The sequence below is a fragment of the Sneathiella sp. genome, assembly GCF_002694385.1.
GTDB lineage: Bacteria > Pseudomonadota > Alphaproteobacteria > Sneathiellales > Sneathiellaceae > Sneathiella.
On the sequence record NZ_NZMB01000002.1, the window covers coordinates 1 to 20,975 of the forward strand.

A 20,975-nucleotide genomic window follows, 5' to 3' on the forward strand; every position below is an offset into this window, starting at 1 on the left:
TTACCTGAAGCCCCAGAAAGCATCGGAGAGATGGAGATTAGCTTCACAAGTCCAGCTTCTCAAGCTCAGTTTGCAACTAGACTTAGCGACATCAGTGCATTTATGCGAGATCTTGCACCACTGGCTCAAGCTAAGCCTGAACTAGTTCAAGCTATCGACGAACAGAAACTTCTTGAAAGCTATGCTAAGTATCGTAACATAAGCCCTGACGTTGTGAAGACAGCAGAGCAGTTGGATCAGATGAAAGCACAAATGGCAGAGCAACAGCAGATGGCACAAGCTGCGCAGATGGCTCCACAGATTGGTGGGGCAATGAAGGACGTGGCTCAAGCTAAGCAACTAGACCCTGAAGGTGTGGGTCAATTACTAAATATTTAACATGTCAGTATTATCTACTCTTGAGAGGCTTCGTGAGAAATCGAAGCTGAAAGAAGATCTTATAAACATATTGGAGACTCCACAGGGGCAAAGATTTTTTAGAGTCTTGCTTAGGGAGTGTCATGTAACTAAGCCTGTGTTTCACTCAGACACCGCAAAGATGCGCGAATGTGAAGGACGCAGACGTTTAGCTATGAGCTTTCTCACTCTATTGGGTCAAGACGACCCACAAGAACTTATTAACAAAATAGAGATGGAGAATAAAAACATATGAGTGAAGAACAAACCACAGGAGGTCTAGGCGGGGGTATCCCCGAAGAGGTAGCCCCCGAAACCACAACTGCACCTAGTTCTCTTGATTTTACATCAGAGGAGACTTATGGTCAGTTTTTACAATCGTTACCTGAAGAATTACAGAGTAATGATACATTAAGGAACACTAAGTCTGTTCATTCGTTAGCCGATCAGCTCGTAAATGCGCAAAGTGCCTTAGGCTCAAAGCGTTTAGCTGCGCCTCAGGAAGACTGGGGCGAAGAGCAATGGGAGGACTTTTATGACAATGTAAGACCTGCTGACGCTGAATATACTATTCCCGACGAAGTTATTGTTGGCGAAGAAAGCGTGCCAGTTGATCTACCTGATGAAACCCTTCAAGAGTTTGTTGATTTTACAGCAGAGCTTGGATTGTCGCAGAATCAGTTTGATCAACTGTACGAGGCGTATGTGGGAATGGGTATAGAACAACAACAGCTTGCAGATGAAGCTATTGAGAAGCAAGTTGAAGACGCTAGAACATCAGTTCGTATGGACTGGGGTGACAACTACGAAGTAAATCTTGCTCAGGCTAATCAAGCATACGAGGCTATGGCTTCTGAGATCCCCGAGATTAAAGAGCTTGTAGAGTCAGATCCAGTTGTTGCAAACCATCCTGCTGTTCTTAAGTTGTTTCACAGGTTGGCAGAAGTATCTGGCGATACTTTACCTCCTGCTACTAACAATCCTGCTAGTGGTTTTGCTAATCAAAATACTCACGGAGTAAAGGCTCAGATTGCGGAGCTTGATACAGATCATGCGTCGCTTATTATGAGTGACCCAGGTTCGCTTAACTTAGCAGATCGTGCAAAACGTCAAGAGATTCTTAATAGACGAGCGAATTTGTACGCTAATTTGTACGGACAAGGTTAAAACGACTTGACATATAAAATAAACAAGGCTATCCAAATGATATTGAGGTAGCCTTTTTTTGGTCTTGATGTCAGCTTTAGATAGCCGTTGGTTCCGTTATAACTAGAAGAGTCCGAAAGGGTAGCTCATCGAAAAGCAAACTTCTAATTAAAACTTAACTTAAATTATTTAAATTATGCCATATACTAATCCATCTTATATGACTGACCAGGGCACTCCCGTCGGACCTGACGGACTTGCAATTACTGGCGCAGATCAAATAAATACAGCTTACGTTCAAGCCTACAAAGCTGGCTTTGAACAAGCTTTCCAACAAAGCGAGTCTAAACTACAGCCTTACTTTGAAGCAGAAACACAAAACGAAGAGTTCCAATACTTTGATCGCATCGGCACAGCTGAAGCAATGGAAGAGGATACTACTCGTTATGGTGACAACCCTAACAGCGATATCTCACATGATCGTCGTCGCATTGGTCTTAAGGACTATGAGCTCGGCAAGTATGTTGATGAAAAAGATCTAAAGCGCGTACTTACAGATCCAATGAATGCTTACACACAAGCACTTCTTGCATCTGGTAAACGTAAGATTGACGACATCATCATTGGCAAGTTCTTCGGTGAGGCTTACGTTGGTAAGTCTGGCGGTACTGTTCGTACTTTCGTAACTGATGCTAGCACTGAGAACAACACTAAGATTACTGTTGGTTCCGAGTCAGCTGGTGATATCACTACTGGTGGTGCTTTTGTAAAAAGCGGAACTGCCAATACTGAAGGTTTCACCGTTGGTGGCGATTACGATGAAGTCGGTTCTGGTCTTACTCTTGCAAAACTTCGTGCAGCTCGTACTACAATGTTAAAGCTACACGCTATTGATCAAGACACGATTGTTAATTGCTTTGTTTCTGCAAAGCAGCTTGATGATCTACTTGGAATCGAAGAAGTCGTTAGCTCTGACTTTGCAGTTCGCAAGGCACTTGCTGAAGGTAGTGTAACTACATTCTTGGGCTTCCGTTTCATCCACACTGAGCGTCTTCCAATGTCTTCTGGCACTGATTCAGACGAACGTCGTGTTATCGTTTCGGTACCAAAAGCTCTTAAGTTCTCTACAAGCACAGCTCTTAAGGGAGATGTGTGGCGCGTTCCTGCTAAGAAGAACATTCCTTACGTTTACTTCAAGCTTTCTGCTGAAGCATCTCGTATGTGGGGTGAAGTTTCTGGCGAAATCCGCTGTAACGAAAGCTAATTCTATTCGTAGTCTCCCCCATATATTTGGGGGAGACTACTTTTCTTTATGCCTACTGAAGCAAAGAAGCTGGATATACTGAACTCTGCCCTCAGAATGGTGGGCAGCTATCACTTGGAGTCTACGGATACTACAAGTACTACATACGAAATCGCCGATAGTGCGTACTCTCAAGCAGTGACGGAACTGTTTGGAGATAATATTTTTAATTATAATACTAAGCGAGTTAAGCTTAGAGCCGTACAGGGAATAGAGACATCTTTTACTGACGAACAGGGTTACACTAGCACAGGTAATGCTGCCGATAATCCAGACTGGGAGGGTAATACCATACTTCCAGATCAGTGGACTGTTTCACCAAGTACAGATACAATAACAACCGTTGGCAACTATAAGAACCTTCGAAATACTAGCACTGTCACAGGATACCCAGGACAGATAATTAAGTTTGAACACGTCTTTGATTTTGGTCCAGGCACACGGGTTGCCTCTACTGGTGGTAAACGGGCATATATGTTTTCGATTACCGAGATGGATCAGTATCCAGACACAAATCCAGACGAAAATGTTCTAAGTAATCCAAATATCACAATGATGATAAAGCTAGTAAGTTCGGGCAGTAGCTTACAGCTTATTAATAAAGCAACAAACAATGTACTAGGTACTATGCCTTTCTCTGTTGCGGATGACAGCGGGTTGATGACAGGCACTATAGAGCTTGTTGTTGGAGATACCGCTGCTACTTCTTCATATTCAGTAAGTTTAGTTGCAGGAACTGACAGTATAGCAGCTGGTTTTCAAGGTGTTCCCGATAATCTATACAACGCAATAATTAGGAATATAGGTGTAAAAGCTAATGTTCAGTCAGGTGCAGCTGATGGCATTACTGCTATTAGTGTGCACTCTGTTTTCTTTAAAAATACAACAACAGCTGCTGCTATATCTACGGACTTTAAAAACTATCCTTATCAGTTTACACTTCCTGCTGATTATAATGTTTTTATAAAAGCGGAAGATGAAGATGATAGACCAGCTACTAACTATGTATTTAGTAATGGATTTTTATATTGTTCGTCCCCTGTTTTAAATGTTACTTACACATTTGTGCCTGTCATTGAAACAAGTGCAACAACACTCCCTGCATTTCTTTCTAGGCTTTTAACATTACACATGGCACAAAATATGGCTATTGAGTTGTCTGGCTCTGAAAATAGACATGAAATACTTCATAAGCAGTATGTATTAGCACTTCGCAGGGCTAGAACTCTAGAGGGCAGACAGGGACCAGCCCAACAATACATAGACAGCGGTAATTCAAGTTTTATTTCAGCGCATCAGAACTATGGCAAGGTATAGTAATGTTCAAACTGATTTCTCTGGCGGTTTAATAAGTGACCACATTTTAGGTCGCACAGATATTAAACGTGTCGGAAATTCAGGCAGAGTCTTTAAAAATTTCTTTCCCACACTTCAGGGACCTGCTGTTTTTAGGTCGGGGTTTAAACGGTACAATGAGGTAGATGTTGAACAAGATAAAGTTAAAACTGTTGATCTTGTTTTAGCAACAACAGAGCCATATCGAATTGTATTTTCTGCTGGTGAGATAAAAATATACGATAATAATGGTGTGCTTAAGGATACAGTAAGTAGCCCCTATAGCGCATCAGAAATTGACGAACTTAGGTTTAGCCCTGAAACTGGTGAGTTACATATAGCTCACGGAAGACATAGACCTAAAGTTCTTACTGCTGACCTTACCTTTTTATCTGTTACTTTACTTGCTTCAGGGGGTGAGACACTTATTAGTGCTGATGGTAGAACTTTGAAATCAGATGCAGAGATTCAAGGCGACGATCAATGGACTTTGTCAGACATGAATTTTGATGTTGAGCCGTTCTTAGAAAATCAACCATCTTCAAACAAATTTTCCTTAATCCAAAATGAACGTTTTGTAAAGCTTACAAGTTTAGCTGAAACTTTTGAGCCAATTAGAAATGATTTTGAGGATTCGACGGCAGCTCCTGCAGGACAGTTTAGTCAAAATTGGTATGTTGAATATAATGTAGATGGCACAAAATTTTTAGGTAGGGTTGTTTCTCAGTATACAGACGCTACCAACACTACTTTTACATCAGTTAATTACACTATTGAAGACCCCTCTGATGATAATAAATCAGTTTATATTGAGCCTGTTGTTTCTGTGCTAGATATTGAAGACAATGCAGCTCAGTTATATCTCTTAGATGCTGAGGAAACATCAGACCCTGACGAACGTACAGCACTTAAGTTAGATGGTGTTCCTAACGATAAGATACACTTACGCTCAGACACCACTATATTTAATGCAGGTCAGGTAAATTCATGGATTCGTGTTGGAGATGACAGACGAAACAATAATGTAGTTGTTGGTGATCTTAGAGATAAAGTTCGCTGGGTAAAAGTGAAAGAACACAGAGGCACAGAAGATCATCCTGTGGAGTTTTTTAGAGGTATTTATGATCAGTCCGATTATAAGGCTGGGTCAGTTTATCGTATATATGGATCAATGCCTTCTACTCTTAAAATGTTTGGTCCTGATGCAAGTGGAAATATCACGACACTAAGGGCTGTGCTTTCTAGTACTGGGAACAGAACGTATAGTTTTGTTAACGAGCTTAAAGACAATGGTGGTAATGCATACGCTACTTCTAATAATCTTATTGGAAATCTTTCGACTCAAAAACAATTTGATGTTGTTGAGTGTTATAACGAGACAGACGATTCTGTAAAACCAGTCGAAGAATATGATGGATCAAATGGCAATTTAATAGTGCCTCCAGACAGTGCGAGAATAGCTGTAGAGATAATTGCTAACGATGCTTTGTTAAACTCAACACAAGATACATTTTTAACTGAAGACCTAGGAAGGCACATTATGGGCATTATGGAGTCTGGTAATGTGTATATGAAAGTTTCTCGCACTGTTTCTAGTCGTCAGGTGGCAGTTACGTTGTTAAATGCAGTCCCTAGAAATAAACGAACACTTACTTTTGAAAATGCTGGAAACTTCGAAGACGTTAGGTTGGGTGCTTGGTTTGAAAATAATTTTCCTGTTACTGTTGCTAAGTTTGAGCAACGTAGGATATATGGAGGCACTTTTAGTAATCCTAATTTTGTATACTTTAGTCGAGTAGACAACGAGTTTAGCTTTCAACCAACTCAAGATGATGGGGAGGTGTTAGATACCGATGCAATATCATACGCTCTAGCAAATCGTAATGCTGGAATACGCTGGATGAATGCAGCTAAAGATTTAGTCATTGGAACTAGTGGTGGCATCTATAGAATTGTCCCTAATCAATATCAGTATGGTATTAGTCCAAAGACTATTCGAATGGAGCTAACCGAAGAAGAACCTTGCGATCAACAAGCAGAGACAGTGGCTAGTTCTATATTTTATGCTGACCAGTCAGGCACACGATTGATGGAATACAAGTATGACCAGGCGATAACAAGTTCATCATCTAATGATGTATCTAAGCTTATATACGGAGTATTTATAAAAGACCCCATAGCGCAGATTGCCTATCAGCACGCTCCTCAGCCCAGAATATGGACTCGTACTGTTGGTGGTAAATTGTTTTGTTTATCCTATCACAGACAAGAAGAGTTCTATGCTTGGTCTGAACATGACTTGGGTGATGACGCTCACGTTTTAGATATTTCTGTTATACATAAAGGATCTGAAACAAATTTAGATAAAGTGTGGATTATTGTTAGGAGAAATCTTCCTGGGCATACAAATCCTGTGGTAAGGACAGAGGGTTTATCTGAGCCAGATATTGCCCAGACTTCTGACTATCCAATGTTGGATAGCTATTACCAATACAACACTACTTCTTCTCTCCTTCCTAATGCGTCAGCTGTATTTGATAACTTGGGTGACTCTAATATAGCTCTTATTGATAATGGAGAATATAAAGGATTGTTTACGCACACTGCAGCTAGTTCTTATATTGCTACTGCCGCTGCTGATAGAACCATAATTTTAGGTCGTCGTTATACTGGTGAGTTACAGATGATGTTTCCAACATGGGACGCACAGAATAAACCTGCGTACGGAGCAGATACAGCTCGTATAATATCACTTAAAGCATTTTTTATTAAATCCTTTAGCTTTATGTTAGGTATAAAGGACAAGTTTGACACAATTGAACTTTCTACAGACTACGGAGCTAATGGAGGATTTACAGGTTTTGATAAAGAAAGACCTGTTGCTGGCTCGACATTTGGCGTGGATAATGTACCAACTATTAAACACGAAGAACCATACCCTTTAACCATCGCATCACTTATAACTAAAACTGATTTGAACTAACATGGGAGCAGCAGCAGCACCACTAATGGCAGTAGGAGCCGTAGTTTCCTACGTAGGAGCACAGCGAGAAGCTCAAGCTCAGCGCATGGCTGCGGAGTCTGCTATCGCTATGGGCAAGTACAATGCTCAAGTGGATGTTAACAATATGGTTGCGGAGCAGAACGATATTCGTTATAGAGAGTCTGCACTTACCCTTAAGAAAAACCAAGAACTTCAAAAAGCAGAGTTTGGGCGACAAGACTTAGAAAAAAAGAATCGACGTGCGTTGGCTCAGGCTAGAGTTTCAATGCCTTCTTTTGGAGGCACATATTCAGATGTTCTTAGATCTGCAGAAAAAGCGAGTTACGATAACTTAGCAAAATTTGATTTTGCAACTTCCCAAGAAACTGCAGGACTATCTGGTCAAATAGCAGATACAAATCGTCAGTTGGGCTATGCATATCAGCGCGGCATGTCTAACCGAGACTTAACACTTCGCACAGCAGCTAACACTGCTGTACAATTTAGAAACCAAGCAAGCCAAACAAGCCTAGCAGGGACTGCTTCTCTCTTCAGTGGACTTGGTAGCGCAGCCGCAGCATCTCAATGATAACACCGAAACAACAGAAAGCTCAATTTTCAGCCTTTGATACTACTTCTAGGTTTAGAAGTGGATTGCGTGACGTTGGTCAAGCACTTACAAGCCTTGGTCAGTCTGCCCAATCTTACTCAGCTAGTGTAAAACAAAAAGAACGAGAAGCTCAAAATCAAGGTGCTCGTAAAGCTGATGCCGAACGTCAGGTTCAATATAACGGGAAACTTGACGAATTAAATATTGCTGTTGAAAACGGCGCAGGTCGTGAAGTAATTGAAAAATTGCAAAATGAGGCTCTTGCTATTCGTGATACTCCGCTGTCGTCTTTTTTGCCAAAAGATTCGCCTATAACATTAGACGACGAGTCGGCAATGGCTCCATACAATGATCGTTTTTATAAAGCTACAGGAAATATAGCTGAGCAATTTAAAGCAAATAACGCTCAAGCTGAGATTGTAAAATCGGCTGAAGAAGCAGGAGACAACTATAAAAATGACGTTACTACTGCTTTAGTTGATTATTTTGGTGTGGGTACACCTATGTCAGTTTTTGACGGCTTTCTTACTCACAAATTTTTTACCGAAGAGGGACAAGATATTTATAGTATCTCTAAGGGGCTAACAAAAGAAGGGCGCGAATCTTACCTAGCAGCCACTGGTAAGGGTGTAGTTGCAGCTGTTGAGCTTGATCTAGGCAATACCACTAATATAGACGACCTTACGGAAAAAAGAGACAAGACTAGGGAGTTTATGAAAAACAACCCTGAGTTGGGATTTGATTTTGCAGACATTGAAAAGCTAGAAAACGCATATGACACACGATATGCTGCTCTTAGTGAGCCTTCAAATCTAAAGAAGAACAAGATAGCAGATGTTCAAAGGGCGATTACTCAAATAGAAACAGCGTTTGGTAGTAATAAAATACAACAAACCGAAGCACGGCAGCAGTTGATTGAGCTTTTAAAAATACAGGAAGATGCTCTTCCAATTCTTACGAGTACAGACTCTAATATGAAACGACTCGACGCTACGATTGGCGTGGTGAGACTACTTTTACCAGAGATGCCAGAAGGTATGAGTCTTTCAGAAGTTTTTGAAAACGAAGAATACAATGCAAAAATAGGAAACGAACCTTCAGTTTACCAAGATTTATTAAAAGACATAACTATTGGTGCTGATAGTCCTGAAGATGCTAATGTTAAAGTAGTACTTGGCGACAGGTTAAATACTCTTGGGTACAACCTTGACTCTTCAGCTGTGTCTAAAATTAGTGATAAATTAGCTAGCGAAAGAACAGCTATTCAAGCAAAACTTGCAAGCGGAGATGCTTCATTCTTTGTATCTTTTGATCCTACTCGGGCACGAATTTACAAAGTAGCACAAACAAATGACGGCACTCCAGAGAGTATAAATAAGCAAAGAGCTGCTCGGTCAGCTTTGTATTTAGACTATAATGCTTTTGCAAAGCCTTTTAAAGATAGTGGAGGGACTGTTATGGGATATGCTCTTCCTAATACTTTTTTTGTACCTCAACAAACAAATGTAGAGGCTGGTGCAGCAAATATGGCTGCATATCGAAAACAAGATATAGCTTTAAATGGCATAGAAAATACTAATGCTCATTACGGCATAAAAGCCTCTAATACAAAAGGAATGTCTGCAGAGGAAGTAATTTATGCCGCAGCTACATGGGGGTATACTTCTCAAATGTTAAGGTCGCAAGTGGACGGAGAAGTTCTTAACCCAGAGGCTGCTTTTGATTCAGTTCTTAGCTTGTATGACTCTCATGAAAAAGTTTCAAACGTAGCTAAAGCTCAAGTGGATGAAATTATACAGGAGCACGGCAGCGCGATGGCTGCATACATTGATAATCTTAAGTTTCAGGCTCCTGAGGCAGCACAAGCTTTTACAAACTTGTTGTATGGCGCAATATATACAGCTTCAGTAGCTGGTAATGATCCTCTTGATGTTAATGATAAAGAGGCTGTTCGCGCAGAGCTAAATAGAGTAGAAGCAAAAAAAATACTTCCTCTTTTTGGACTAACCAGCGAAAATGATAGTGGTAGCTACACAAGTATTCCTCCACAGCTTTTAAAAGATGTTGATTTTAGAAGAGAGGCTCTTATGCGCGGAGAGGGATTTTGGGCAACATTAGATGAACCCGCGTTTCCTATTGCTCGGATATTTAATCCTTTATTTAGATTGTTTAGGGATCAAGCAACATCTGATATAGTTGGTGATTACTATAAAAACGCAGTTGCTGCAGCTTTGGTTCAAAAGTTTGATCTGGATTTAATACGAAGAGCTACTGGAGATTTGATGCCTGTATCATTCAGTACTACTATTCCTAATATTCCTAATGTATATAGTCCTACGACTACAGGCGTTGGGACATATATGGGGGAGACAACCCCTAGTGCAGGTCGTCGCAACCCAGCAGAACAAAAAACTAGAGAAGATAGACGTTTTGTGGAAGCTCTAATGCGAGGTATTGATGGAAATCAAACTCCCATTAATGAAGATTCCTCTCAAGGTACGTTCCGTATATCACTTCCTGTGTGGGAGCGTAATGTAGACGGAACTTCTGAGCAAAGAGTATATCTTGAAATGTTTGATACTGTTGATGGTAAATATACCAGAGTGGCTGATGGCTCTAATGAGCTATATGTTCTTTTTGATGACGTTAAAAATATTTATGATGCCGCTTTTGAAAAAGAAGTTACATTGGGTGGTAATGATGGAACTTTCGCTGATAAAAATATTCGTAGGGAAGTCGTCAAAGATGTAGCATTTTCGCTTTAATAATGATTTTACCTCCTACCAGCACAGCTCAGTATGAGCGAATAAAACAATACGAAGAGCTAGCTGCTCAGCACAGTCCCACTGATTACGGTGCATGGAGAGGCATGGCTGCCTCTTTTCAAAATGGGATGTATAATAATGTCACCATGACTTTAGGCAAGTGGATGATGAAAAACTCGTTAGCTGATGACGATGCTCCTTCTGTAACTAAAGAGCAGTTTGATCAAACAAATGCTTGGAAGTATGGACTGGAGTTTAAGGATGGTGAGAGTGAAGCACAGTTAGAATGGAGAATACACCAAGGAGCCACTAATTACATAAACAACGAATATATTAGCGGTCGTAAAAGAGTAGTTAGAAATACAGGCGCAGCTTTTTTAGGAGGAATGACTACTGATCCACTAGCTTATGTTCCAGTGGCGTTGCCAAGCAAAGCAGGTGCTCTTGGCACGTTAAATGTTCTAGCTGGCAGACGAGCAGCAGCTGCGTACCATACAGGTAGGGGCACGTTTAAAAATGTTTTAGCAGTAAATGCAGCTTACGAAGTTCCCTATGCTTTGATGCAAAATGATCTAGGTGTCCAGGAATACACAATAGAGCAGTTGCAGATGTCTGCTATGATGAATCTTGGATTTTCTGGTTTGTTTGCTGGCATTAGCGGATATTCTGCAAACAGGGCAGCCTTAAGAAATAAGAATGTTATTCGTCAAGATAGACAGCTACAAGAGTTTTTTGAGGCTGGTGATATTAGAGCTGCTCTACTTCAAGCTGCACAGAGTGATAATTATGTTCTAACTACAATGCTAGACCAAGCTCCAGAGTTAAGAGAGTGGGCAGCTGGCAGAAGCACAACTCCACTGACTAGAGAGCAGGACAGATTAGCTACTGCTATTCTTAATATGCACGAGACGCATTTACAGATGAAAGCTTTGTCTGTAGCGTCGGCAAGGAAGTTAGTAAATAAGGCTAATAAAGACAGCGTAAAGACTTTGCTTACTGTTCAAAAGAGACAGATGCAAAGGTTAAACGATTTAATTTTATTTGGTCGAGGAATTGATACCCTTAAACCAACTGATGCTACTTTGTTAAAAGAGATGGGCTTTGAGATAGTTGACGCTCATCAAGTACATCCTGAAGTAAAATCTATAGTTCCTGATTCTGGTTTTATATCTGAGCCAGCAAAAGTCTACGGAAGTAAATTAATGGAACGTGTTTTTGAGGCAGATAAGCTTAGAAAGCAAGTTGCATTTTTAGAAACTGTTGTAGAGGAATACTCTACTAAGCCAGATTCGTATGCTAAAAAAACTATGACTGATGCGGAGATAGCTCCAATGATACAAGATGCTATTAAAAAAAGAGCACAGTTCGAAGCAATGGTTAAAGAAATAACAGAGACTGTTGGCACTCACTACAGCAGACTTTTACAAGATGCTCAAAATGTTGTAGATACTATTATGTACGGCAAGGAGGGTGTGACTAAGTTAGAAGACGGCTCTGAAATGAAACTAAAAAGCTCAGGTCGTGTGGCTTTAGGTTTTGTTAGAAGAGAACGTCCTCTTGTGACATACATGAACCAACCTTATTTCTTTTTGTCTCGGTCAGCTAAGGAGTTAGGAGACGGTTCAACAACTGCATCTATTGCGGGGGAAGTTTTTAATATAGCTCAACTAAATCTTAGACCTGGTGGATCTACCAAAGTCGAGTCCTTAGCTTTCTTGAGTGTGTTTAGAACTTTGTTTCACGAGACAATACACCACATAGAAACTATAGATCCAAAGTCATTTAGCATAATTTCAGAGTCAGCTATTCAGGCTTTAGGTGCTGAAAAAGGTGCAAGTGTGACTACAGCTATTTACAAATATGCGGAAAGTCTGGGGTATCAAAAACTTTATGCAGACGTGCCAGCTACTGCGTTGGGTATGTTTCCAAGCAGAAAGCTTATTGTAGATCAAGCCCTTGAAGAAGTTACTCCTTTACTAGTGGAGTACGCTATTACACAACCTGCTTTTTGGAATAAACTAAAAGAGTTAGATCCTGAGCTTTACGCTAAGATGGGAGATATCATGGACTATATTTCCGATACTTTGGATTTTACTTTAAACAAGTATGGGACTAGTGAGTTAAATGAAAGTATAAAAAAAGTACTTAAACCAAAAGGTATATTTAAAAAAGATGAAGGAGAGCAGATAGCTACCACAATATCGAACAACCTTATTAGAATAAAGAATGACTCAGGATTTAAAAATATAGTTGCTAGGGCATTGAATGAGCAGAACAACTATAATCCATTTTTTGATGTCGATGACGCAGAGCTTTCAATCGCTAGTTTTGAAGGCAACGCTAAAGACCATGATAAGTTTTTAAGTGATCCTACAGCTTTTATAGATGATGCAGTAGCGCAACTGCTTGGTGGGGATGAGACAGTTCTACCCGCTTTGATGTCTTTAACAGAACTTAGTGCTAAGAAGCTACCTCCAGCATTGAACCTCTTTGTTGAAGATATGGAAAAAAAGGGTCATGGCTGGATTACGCAAGCGGTAGCCTCTGAGATGATTAGCAAAGTACAAGCGGCTAAGAAAAGAAACAGAGAAGTAGCTAAGGTTGTACTGCAAAATAAAGATTTTGAAACTACTCTAAATGCGTTAATTAAATTAACAAATGAAGGGCTGCCTTTAGAAGTAGCTCAACGGGTGGGATATATACTACTGGACGAGAAAAATGGCTCGGCTGCTCAAATTAGTAGAGTAAACAATTTTTTACAAACAGAAGCCCACGCTGCTATTCTTAGGTCAATGCATGACGAGGTTACTTATCAGGGCTTAAACAGTCTTGTAAATAAACACAGATCAGCAAGAAAAAAAATAGATCAGCTTTCTACGTTTATGGATGGAAGTCGTCGCAGTGGCGTAGAGTTAGGTGTTTCTTTGGGAACATACAAAACTATTCAAAAGCAGTTAGATCAAAATCCCTTGTTGGACTACTTAATAGACAACGGGCTGTTTGAATTATTTCTAGGAGAAGACCCTACAAAATATATGTCTTCTTATCTTAATACTACTATACGAAATAAAGATTTAATTAAGTTGTATGGGGATGATTTAAGACAAGCATCTATGGCGTTTCACAAGGAGATAATGCTTGCTTTGTCTTCTGGTAAAACACCTAAAAAATGGAAAGACGTAGAAGTATGGCAGGGGCTTATTGATACTATTCGCAAGACCAATAAAAATCAGCTAGCTCAGATGAATGCCTTGGGTATTACTATTCGTGATAGAAAAGGATTCTTAGGCTACAGCATGACTTACGATAGAGCCTATGTTAAATCTATGGGCTATGCAGCATTTGAAACTAAGATGCTTGCAATGATTGACATGAAAGAAACCATTAAGGCTCACGGGGGTCTTATGGCAGAACGTCCTAGCTCTACAAAGTCAGGAGTTAAAGACGCAGGTAAGCACAAGAAGTTTAATAAAAAAACATTTCTTCGTGGCTTGTATAATGAGATTGTTGAAGGCGAGTTTATTCAGGACACGGATATAAACAATCCATCTATTCTTGGTGGTTATCGTAAAGCTGCTAAGGTAGTATTTAAGCCTAATAAGCGTATTGATGCTCTTATTGAGTTTGGCAACCGAAAGAATATGGGGCGGTTTATGCTAGAGCAAATAGCTAGTCGCTCTGAAAACATTGCTTTGGTAAAGCATGCTGGTCACGATGCTAACGGAAGACTTCTTTCTTTGATACCGCCACAGGCAACAGCCATATCAAAATTAAAAACTAAGGCTACTATAGATCAAGTAACTGGTAGGTTGGATACTCCTGTAGATGCTAATTTATCCTCTATGTTTAGAGGTGTTAGACAAGTGCAAAATATAGCAATGCTTGGCGGTGCAGGATTTTCTTCGCTTTCCGACATACCTTTAGTTTGGGCTACTCTGCAATATTTAGGTGTTGGAAAAGAAGGAATGGCGGCTTATTTTAGTAGATATCAAGAAGCAATCTCTGTCCAGTTTAATGGGGATAAGAAGAAGATGGCTCAGTGGTTTCGTCAACAAGGGGCTGCTTTTGACCTAATTACTAGAAATATGGCTCAGCGGGTTATTACTGATGAAGCTGGGGCTGGGGGTAAAATAAACTCAGCTAATGATTTTATGTTTGAGGTTAATTTTCTTAACCGACTAACTGCAGCGCACCAGCAGTTATTTATGGATATGTTAACTAGCGGTTTAGCGGAGCAGCTAAAAGCTAAGAAGATGAATCCTATGACTGAAGCTAGATTGTTAGAGTTTGGCTTTACTAAAAGAGAGATTGTTCAACTGGCTAAATATGTAGAAAAGACTCCTGATGGAATAGATCGTATTGGTCCTTATAATATAAAAAATGCTAAGCTTCAAAAGAAGCTGAGTGGTTTTATGAACCAATATATGCGAGAGGGTGTGATTGAGCCAGATGTGGGGGCGCAAGCAATATCTCGTTTGGGGCTACAGGCAGGGACGATTGGGGGCGAAACAGCTCGCCTAGCTTTGCAGTATTCTAGCTTTATGATTGCTATGGGCAGAGTTATTTATCGCAGATTCCTCTATGGCTACAACGGTGATAAGAAAACAGCCGCTTTTAGAAATGCCCATATGTTTGCATATTTTGGCATGGCACTAGCAGCTGCATACTTGTCTACAGTTCTTAAGGATATGTCTAGGTTCAAGGCTCCCATGAATCCACTAGATATGACAGAACAGGAGTGGATGCGAATAATTAGGCAGTCGGGACTGCTTGCATATTACGAACCCTTCTTTAATGCGGCACAATTCGGCACAGACGCTGCTTTTGGACCTGCAGTGGGCACTGCTACTGATATTGCTTCTTTGGACTTTGGAGAGGCTTTAGAGCCCTATACAGGGCAGCATTTGCCAGTGTTGGGACCTATAATAAAGCAAACAGCACATGTGGCTCATGAGACTATTTTTAACTTCCTTGGGGACGAAACAGAGCGATCTGCGTCAACCCCTATTGACAACAACTAAACACACATATAAGTAAATATAAATTATGGCACATGTTTCTAATACTTCTACGCAAACTAGGTCTGCAACTAAATCTGCACGTTCAATTAAAAAACAGACTCGTTCACAGCTCAAATCTGAATATCCAGAAGCGGGTTCAGACGATCCTCGGCATATACGTCTAAGAATAGGGGGCGGTCCACCAACTCGTGGTATTACTGATACCTTTAATAGTGGATTTGCTATACAGTGGTCAAAAGACGGTCATGCTAGTGACTATTCAAGAATAAGCATATCTAGCAATAATCAGCCTACTGTTACTACCCATCAGCAAATTAGAATACTGCACTCCACTCAAGATCATACTGCTCAAGGTGTGCCGTCTGGAAACGCTGGAAAGTACAAGCTTTCTTTTATAGTAACTCAACAATTTACTTTAACTGGCGAAGAAGATCTAAACACTAAAACGTATAATAATCTTTCATCAGTTCTTCAAACAAGGAGAGGAATGTGGTTAACAACTAGAGATGATGACGCTAATGATGAAAGTCCAGATTACTTAAATAAGGATTATTATTATATAACCAGAGGTCTTAACGAGTTTGAAATAGATTGCTTTGATGATGGAGACGCTTCAAACCCTGCTATTACAATTATGGTTAATAAAGATGCGGTGATGACAGCTCTTATTAGTGACATTGAACTTTACTACTTAGGAGCTCCGAGTTGATCGTGGATACTTTAATTAGAGGCGCAGTAGCACCAGCAGGGTTTTTTGCCTGTGTTGAATTACAAAGTATTAATAGTTTTGTAAGTTTTGTTGTAGGTGTAGCTACTATAATTTTTTTAGGATTATCTATATATAAGCTAATAAAAGAACTTAAATGACCACTGAACTTATAGCTATGCTTGGGGGTGGAGCCTCTGGTTTTGTATTTAAGTTGATTGGGCAGCTTGTTGCTAATCAGCAAAGCACTGTAGATGCTATGCTTAAGAAACAAGCAGCAGCTGATGAAAGCCACCAGAAAGCCGCTGGAAGGGGCGGAGAGTGGGTTAGAAGGGTCATAGTATGCACTGTGCTGTTTGCGGTCGTTATAGCCCCATTTATATTGGCTCACAGCCCCGAGGGAGTGACAGTAGGACAGGAANCANAGGGTTTCTTTGGTTTATTTGGAGGCGTTAAGTATCAGACTCTTAACGGCTACCTAATCCTACCAGAAGTTCGTCAAACAGTTTTAGCAATNGTTGGNTTCTATTTTGGATCCTCTACCATTAAATGAATGAAACCTTACAACTTATATCTGCGCTCACCCCAGTTTTAATTGCTATCATTACATTAATTATTGTATTAGCTAGAATGCANTATAACTTAGAGTCACTAGCAGAAAAAGTAAAAGTATTATTTGACTTCCACAACAAACGTAAAAAATAGAAAGTAAATATTATGCCAGGTCCCGTATTACCAGCTATCGGAGCAGGAGTTCTTAGAGGAGCAAGCATGCTCAAATCTGGTTACTCCTTAGTTAAAAAATCAAAGAAGGTTAAAGCAGCAATGGATAAGGCTAAAGCAGCCGCCCAAGCAGCTAAAGACAAAGGAACACCCGCAGCTAAGGAAGCTGCTAAAAAAGCAGCCGCTAAAGCTAAAGAGGTAGCTGAAGCAGCTAAGAAAGCCGCTACTAGCCCTAGAGCTAAAGCCGCAGCTGCAAGAGCAAGAAAAACTGTTAAAGCAGCTTCAGGAAAAGGTGGAGAACTAGCAGTTAGAGGCGTAGTTAAAGGTGCTCAAGCTGCGGGTAGAGCTGCACGTCCTACAGCCCGAGCTGCAGCAGCAGCTGCTAGAAATACTGCTAAAGTTGCTAAGGAAGCTGCTAAAGGTGGAGCAAAAGAAGTTAAACGTCTACGGAGGAAGGCGGTAGCTAAAGGCTCAGAAGCTGTAGGTAGAGTCGCAAGACAAGCCGAAAAAGGCATGGCAAGAGAGCGTAAACAAGGACGAGGCAAGAAGTCGGGCACGGATCTGTTGGTAAAAAATATTGAAAAACGCGTAAAAAGATAAAAAAAATGCCTAAAGACGCTTGTTACTATAAAGTTAAAGCACGTTATCGTGTGTTTCCATCTGCGTATGCAAGTGGGGCGATTGCTAAGTGTCGTAAAAAAGGAGCCGCCAACTATGGAACTGGAGGTAAAAAAGTAAAAGCTCGTAAGAAATAATGGCAGTCCGTAAGACAGCAAAAGGGGCAGCTCTAAAGAGATGGTTCAAGGAAAAGTGGGTGGATGTCCGATCTGGGAAGCCTTGCGGACGACAAAAGGGCGAAAAGCGAGGAACGCCCTACTGCAGACCCTCCAAGCGTGTAAGTTCAAAGACACCTGCCACCTCAGGGGAGTTATCCGCAAGCGAGAAACGATCAAGGATTGCTCAGAAGAGGAGGATTGGTCAACCTGCTGGGAAGCCTCGACGTGTGAAAGCTATAAGGAGAAATAAATAATGCACAAGAAGAAAGTAAAAGCTCGTAAAAAATGCACTTGCGGAAAGTCTAAGAATATGCCTTACTGTGATGGAAGTCATTGTCCTAAAAAGAAATAACTACTAACCTAATTATATTATGCCTAGTCACTACGGTCACAACAAACCAAAAAATAGTAAACTTGCTGCTATGTATGGCGACAAGAATAAAATTACACGCGGAGACATTATTGCTGCTGCTACAAAAGGCAAAGGCAGGAAGAAAGTCAAAGCTCGCAAGATGTAATGCGTAAAGAGCACAAAAGTAAAACTGGTGGTTTGACTGCTGCTGGTCGTCGTTACTTTAAACGGACACAAGGGTCTAATCTAAAGGCTCCTGTGACTGGTAAGGTTAAACGTGGTTCAAAAGCTGCTAAACGACGCAAGTCTTTTTGTGCTCGTATGCGAGGAATGAGAAAGAGGCAAAAGCCTAGCAACAACACTGGTAAAGATAGACTATCTTTGTCATTGAAAAAATGGAAATGTTAAATGCCTGAGTATACTTTAAGTAATACAGCGGCGAATATTGATTCTGCTCTAACAAGAGTAGTTTCAGCTGATACGTCGCCCACTACTGCTAGTCAAAATATGGTAACTAGCGGTGGTGTTAAAGCAGCCATAGACGCTATTGGTACTGGAGCAAATGGAATTATAACTACAGATTCTTTTACTGCGTCGACGTTAGAAGATTCTAATGACGGTCTTACAGCGACAGATACTTCTATTCCTACTAGTAAAGCAGTTGTTAATTATATAGCAGACACACAGTTTCCTGCAGCTGGTTCAGGTACATTGCAAACCACTCCAGGGCAAGAAAATGTTTACTATACTAGAAGCACTGGCACTACTCTACCACCTGGTGGTTATATGATACGGATTAGTTATCAGTATTCTGGAGATTATTATACCTTTGGAGGTTTGAATAACAACGGTCGTATTCAATTTTTAGCTGGAGGCACTGTTTTAGCACAACTTGTTATCTACGATACTGGTGATGGTTCTCCATATGTTAATACAGTTCATGGTTATGACTTTCACCATCTTCCAGGTGGCGGCTTACTTCAATATAGAATAAGAAATGAAAATGGAACATTTAATGTCGGTCGTGGAAGAGTTAGAAATGTTACTTTTAATTGTTTTCGGGTAGCTCGATACATATAAAAATGAGTTCATTTACATTACAAAATATTGCTACAGATATTGATTCTGCTATAAGCCGAGTAGTTTCAGCTGATACAGCTCCTACTACTGCTAGCCAAAATATGGTTACTAGTGGTGGTGTTAAAGCGGCTATTGATGCTATTGGCAGTGGGGCAAATGGAATTATAACTACAGACTCTTTTACTTCGGCGGCGTTAGAAGAATCTAGTGAAGGTCTTTCATCAACAGATACTGCAATCCCTACTAGTAAAACTGTTAAAGATTATATAGATAATTCTACTGCTCTTTATAAGCATATGTTGCCTAGTGACTTTTTGATTGGAGCTAATTTAGGGCACGCGGGTTTTGAGGTAGGTATGAATACTTTTGGAGCAGGTTTTACAATTCCTGAAGGATTTAAAGCTACAGGTCTTACAGCGTATGGTAGAAGACTTACAATTACTGCTAGACCTGCTCGGTTTAATCTTTCAACTGGGCTTAACGATTATTTAGCTCAAACATTAGGTTCAGCGAACACTACGACTAATAGTCTTGGTAGTGTAGTAAATCTTAATTTTAGCTCTGATTTTACTGGGTCTTCCACTGAATATCTTTATATAGAATTAGAGCGTAGTGTATCTAGTAATGCATTTTTTCAAGGCGGTTTTATAACCTTAGTAAGACTTTAACGATGGGCTTCACCGTCAATAATACGGTAGTTATTAACATCAAACTTTTTACCTTTGTGGACAACTTCGGCAAAGCCTAAGTTCCATTGGTTAACTGGCATATAGTCAGGTTCAAGGTCACAGAGACAGCCCATAGACCAGCAAGCTATGGTATCACCGTTCATTGATTTAACAGAGTGTTGACTGCTTTTGTGTTTGTGCCCTGCAATAGTGCAAACACCAGTTTTTAGTTGCAGAGTGCGAGCAAAGTTTACTGGATCAAAGGTGTTAAAAAACTCGTGTCCGTGTAGTATCCACAAAGCTCCTGCTTTGGTTAGTTGGCGACCGCCAATCTCTTGGATATCTAGGTCTTCAAACCTTAACAGTTTCTCCATCTTGAAGTCAGGCACACCGCACAGTTCAGGAGCTTTACGCCACAAGAACTTCTCCCAGCGTTCTTCGTGGTTGCCAATCTTAAAAAATATATTAGCTTTTGGAAATCGTTCACGCAGGTGCATAAGAAACTGCCTGGCAGCTTGCAGCTCCCCTGCTAAGTCGCGGTGGTTGGGGTCAGTATCCCAACGGCTAACAGCGTAAAAGTCTACGGTGTCTCCGTTGAGTATGACATTGTCAGCGTCATGTCCATGATCTAGTGCACATTCTAGTGCTTCAATGTCGTGGTATGGTAAGTGTATATCTGACAACAGTAAGGTTTTGCCTTCTGGTATACGAACAATTCGTTTCTTAGGAGTTAGCGATTTAGGTATTTTATACTCACCTGCTTTGCCATTTGGTTTAAAAAGCTCTGACTTTTTTTGTCGGAATGACCTGTTGTGTTTGCCTTGGTTGCCACGAACATACCGAACACTAGATCTAGCTGAATCTATGGACGTAAACAGGTTAGGGTTTTCTTTTAGAACTAACGAAGCAAGAGTTCTATTACCGTGTTCTGGGAACTTTTCAACATATTGTTTTACTACTTCTGACTTTTTCATAAATTAAGGACTACCTTTTCTTTTAGTCTATTTACTTCAATAGTCAAACTGTTTACTTGTTCCCGTAATTGCTTGTTTTCGTTGGTTAGAGCTTCACAAGCTAGAGTCATAGAGTTTAATGCACGTTCTAGAATAGC

Annotated in this window: 18 protein-coding genes and 1 pseudogene; 18 read left to right on the forward strand and 1 reads right to left on the reverse strand. The window is 40.4% G+C overall.

Annotated elements, in window-relative coordinates; genetic code table 11:
* The 18 genes and pseudogenes from CMN55_RS00065 to CMN55_RS00135 all read left to right on the forward strand — a co-directional run.
* On the forward strand, positions 1-378 hold a 378-nt coding region (locus tag CMN55_RS00065; RefSeq protein WP_293947461.1), incomplete at its 5' end, for a portal protein.
* 1 nt (position 379) lies between these two features.
* Positions 380-652 (forward strand): Bbp19 family protein, encoded by a 273-nt coding sequence (locus tag CMN55_RS17410; protein ID WP_459253628.1) that lies wholly within the window; start codon positions 380-382, stop codon positions 650-652.
* Positions 649-1,563 (forward strand): hypothetical protein, encoded by a 915-nt coding sequence (locus tag CMN55_RS00070; RefSeq protein WP_293947462.1) that lies wholly within the window; start codon positions 649-651, stop codon positions 1,561-1,563. Before CMN55_RS17410 ends, CMN55_RS00070 begins: the two co-directional genes overlap by 4 nt.
* Positions 1,564-1,738: 175 nt before the next feature.
* Complete coding sequence (locus tag CMN55_RS00075; RefSeq protein ID WP_293947463.1) at positions 1,739-2,806, forward strand: phage capsid protein; 1,068 nt, start codon at positions 1,739-1,741, stop codon at positions 2,804-2,806.
* A 48-nt stretch (positions 2,807-2,854) separates the two neighbouring features.
* On the forward strand, positions 2,855-4,162 hold the full coding sequence (locus tag CMN55_RS00080) for a hypothetical protein (RefSeq protein ID WP_293947464.1): 1,308 nt from the start codon (positions 2,855-2,857) through the stop codon (positions 4,160-4,162).
* Complete coding sequence (locus tag CMN55_RS00085; protein WP_293947465.1) at positions 4,149-7,163, forward strand: phage tail protein; 3,015 nt, start codon at positions 4,149-4,151, stop codon at positions 7,161-7,163. The genes CMN55_RS00080 and CMN55_RS00085 overlap by 14 nt, the downstream gene beginning before the upstream one ends.
* A gap of 1 nt (position 7,164) precedes the next feature.
* A complete protein-coding gene (locus CMN55_RS00090) occupies positions 7,165-7,752 on the forward strand; it encodes a hypothetical protein (RefSeq protein ID WP_293947466.1) in 588 nt (195 codons plus the stop codon).
* A complete protein-coding gene (locus tag CMN55_RS00095) occupies positions 7,749-10,538 on the forward strand; it encodes a hypothetical protein (protein ID WP_293947467.1) in 2,790 nt (929 codons plus the stop codon). Before CMN55_RS00090 ends, CMN55_RS00095 begins: the two co-directional genes overlap by 4 nt.
* A gap of 104 nt (positions 10,539-10,642) precedes the next feature.
* On the forward strand, positions 10,643-15,559 hold the full coding sequence (locus tag CMN55_RS00100) for a hypothetical protein (protein WP_293947468.1): 4,917 nt from the start codon (positions 10,643-10,645) through the stop codon (positions 15,557-15,559).
* Between the two features lie 25 nt (positions 15,560-15,584).
* Positions 15,585-16,268 (forward strand): hypothetical protein, encoded by a 684-nt coding sequence (locus tag CMN55_RS00105; RefSeq protein WP_293947469.1) that lies wholly within the window; start codon positions 15,585-15,587, stop codon positions 16,266-16,268.
* 2 nt (positions 16,269-16,270) lie between these two features.
* Entirely contained in the window at positions 16,271-16,426 is a 156-nt protein-coding gene (locus tag CMN55_RS00110; protein ID WP_293947470.1) for a hypothetical protein, read from the forward strand.
* A gap of 610 nt (positions 16,427-17,036) precedes the next feature.
* Entirely contained in the window at positions 17,037-17,588 is a 552-nt protein-coding gene (locus tag CMN55_RS00115; RefSeq protein ID WP_293947471.1) for a hypothetical protein, read from the forward strand.
* Between the two features lie 11 nt (positions 17,589-17,599).
* Positions 17,600-17,722: pseudogene (locus CMN55_RS00120) on the forward strand (DUF6321 domain-containing protein); the annotation flags it as partial.
* 20 nt (positions 17,723-17,742) lie between these two features.
* A complete protein-coding gene (locus tag CMN55_RS16890) occupies positions 17,743-18,018 on the forward strand; it encodes a DUF5872 domain-containing protein (protein ID WP_366931917.1) in 276 nt (91 codons plus the stop codon).
* Positions 18,018-18,116, forward strand: coding sequence for a CDGSH iron-sulfur domain-containing protein (locus CMN55_RS16895; protein WP_366931918.1), 99 nt, complete (start codon positions 18,018-18,020; stop codon positions 18,114-18,116). The genes CMN55_RS16890 and CMN55_RS16895 overlap by 1 nt, the downstream gene beginning before the upstream one ends.
* Before the next feature lie 165 nt (positions 18,117-18,281).
* The gene (locus CMN55_RS00125) at positions 18,282-18,524 is read left to right on the forward strand and encodes a DUF6321 domain-containing protein (RefSeq protein ID WP_293947473.1); all 243 of its coding nucleotides are present in this window, start codon (positions 18,282-18,284) and stop codon (positions 18,522-18,524) included.
* On the forward strand, positions 18,525-19,196 hold the full coding sequence (locus CMN55_RS00130; protein WP_293947474.1) for a hypothetical protein: 672 nt from the start codon (positions 18,525-18,527) through the stop codon (positions 19,194-19,196).
* Between the two features lie 2 nt (positions 19,197-19,198).
* Complete coding sequence (locus CMN55_RS00135) at positions 19,199-19,864, forward strand: hypothetical protein (protein ID WP_293947475.1); 666 nt, start codon at positions 19,199-19,201, stop codon at positions 19,862-19,864.
* Here the strand turns inward: CMN55_RS00135 and CMN55_RS00140 are convergent.
* Positions 19,861-20,838: a metallophosphoesterase family protein gene (locus CMN55_RS00140; RefSeq protein WP_293947476.1), complete on the reverse strand. Its 978-nt coding sequence runs from the start codon at positions 20,836-20,838 to the stop codon at positions 19,861-19,863. The genes CMN55_RS00135 and CMN55_RS00140 overlap by 4 nt on opposite strands.
* Positions 20,839-20,975: the final 137 nt, after the last annotated feature.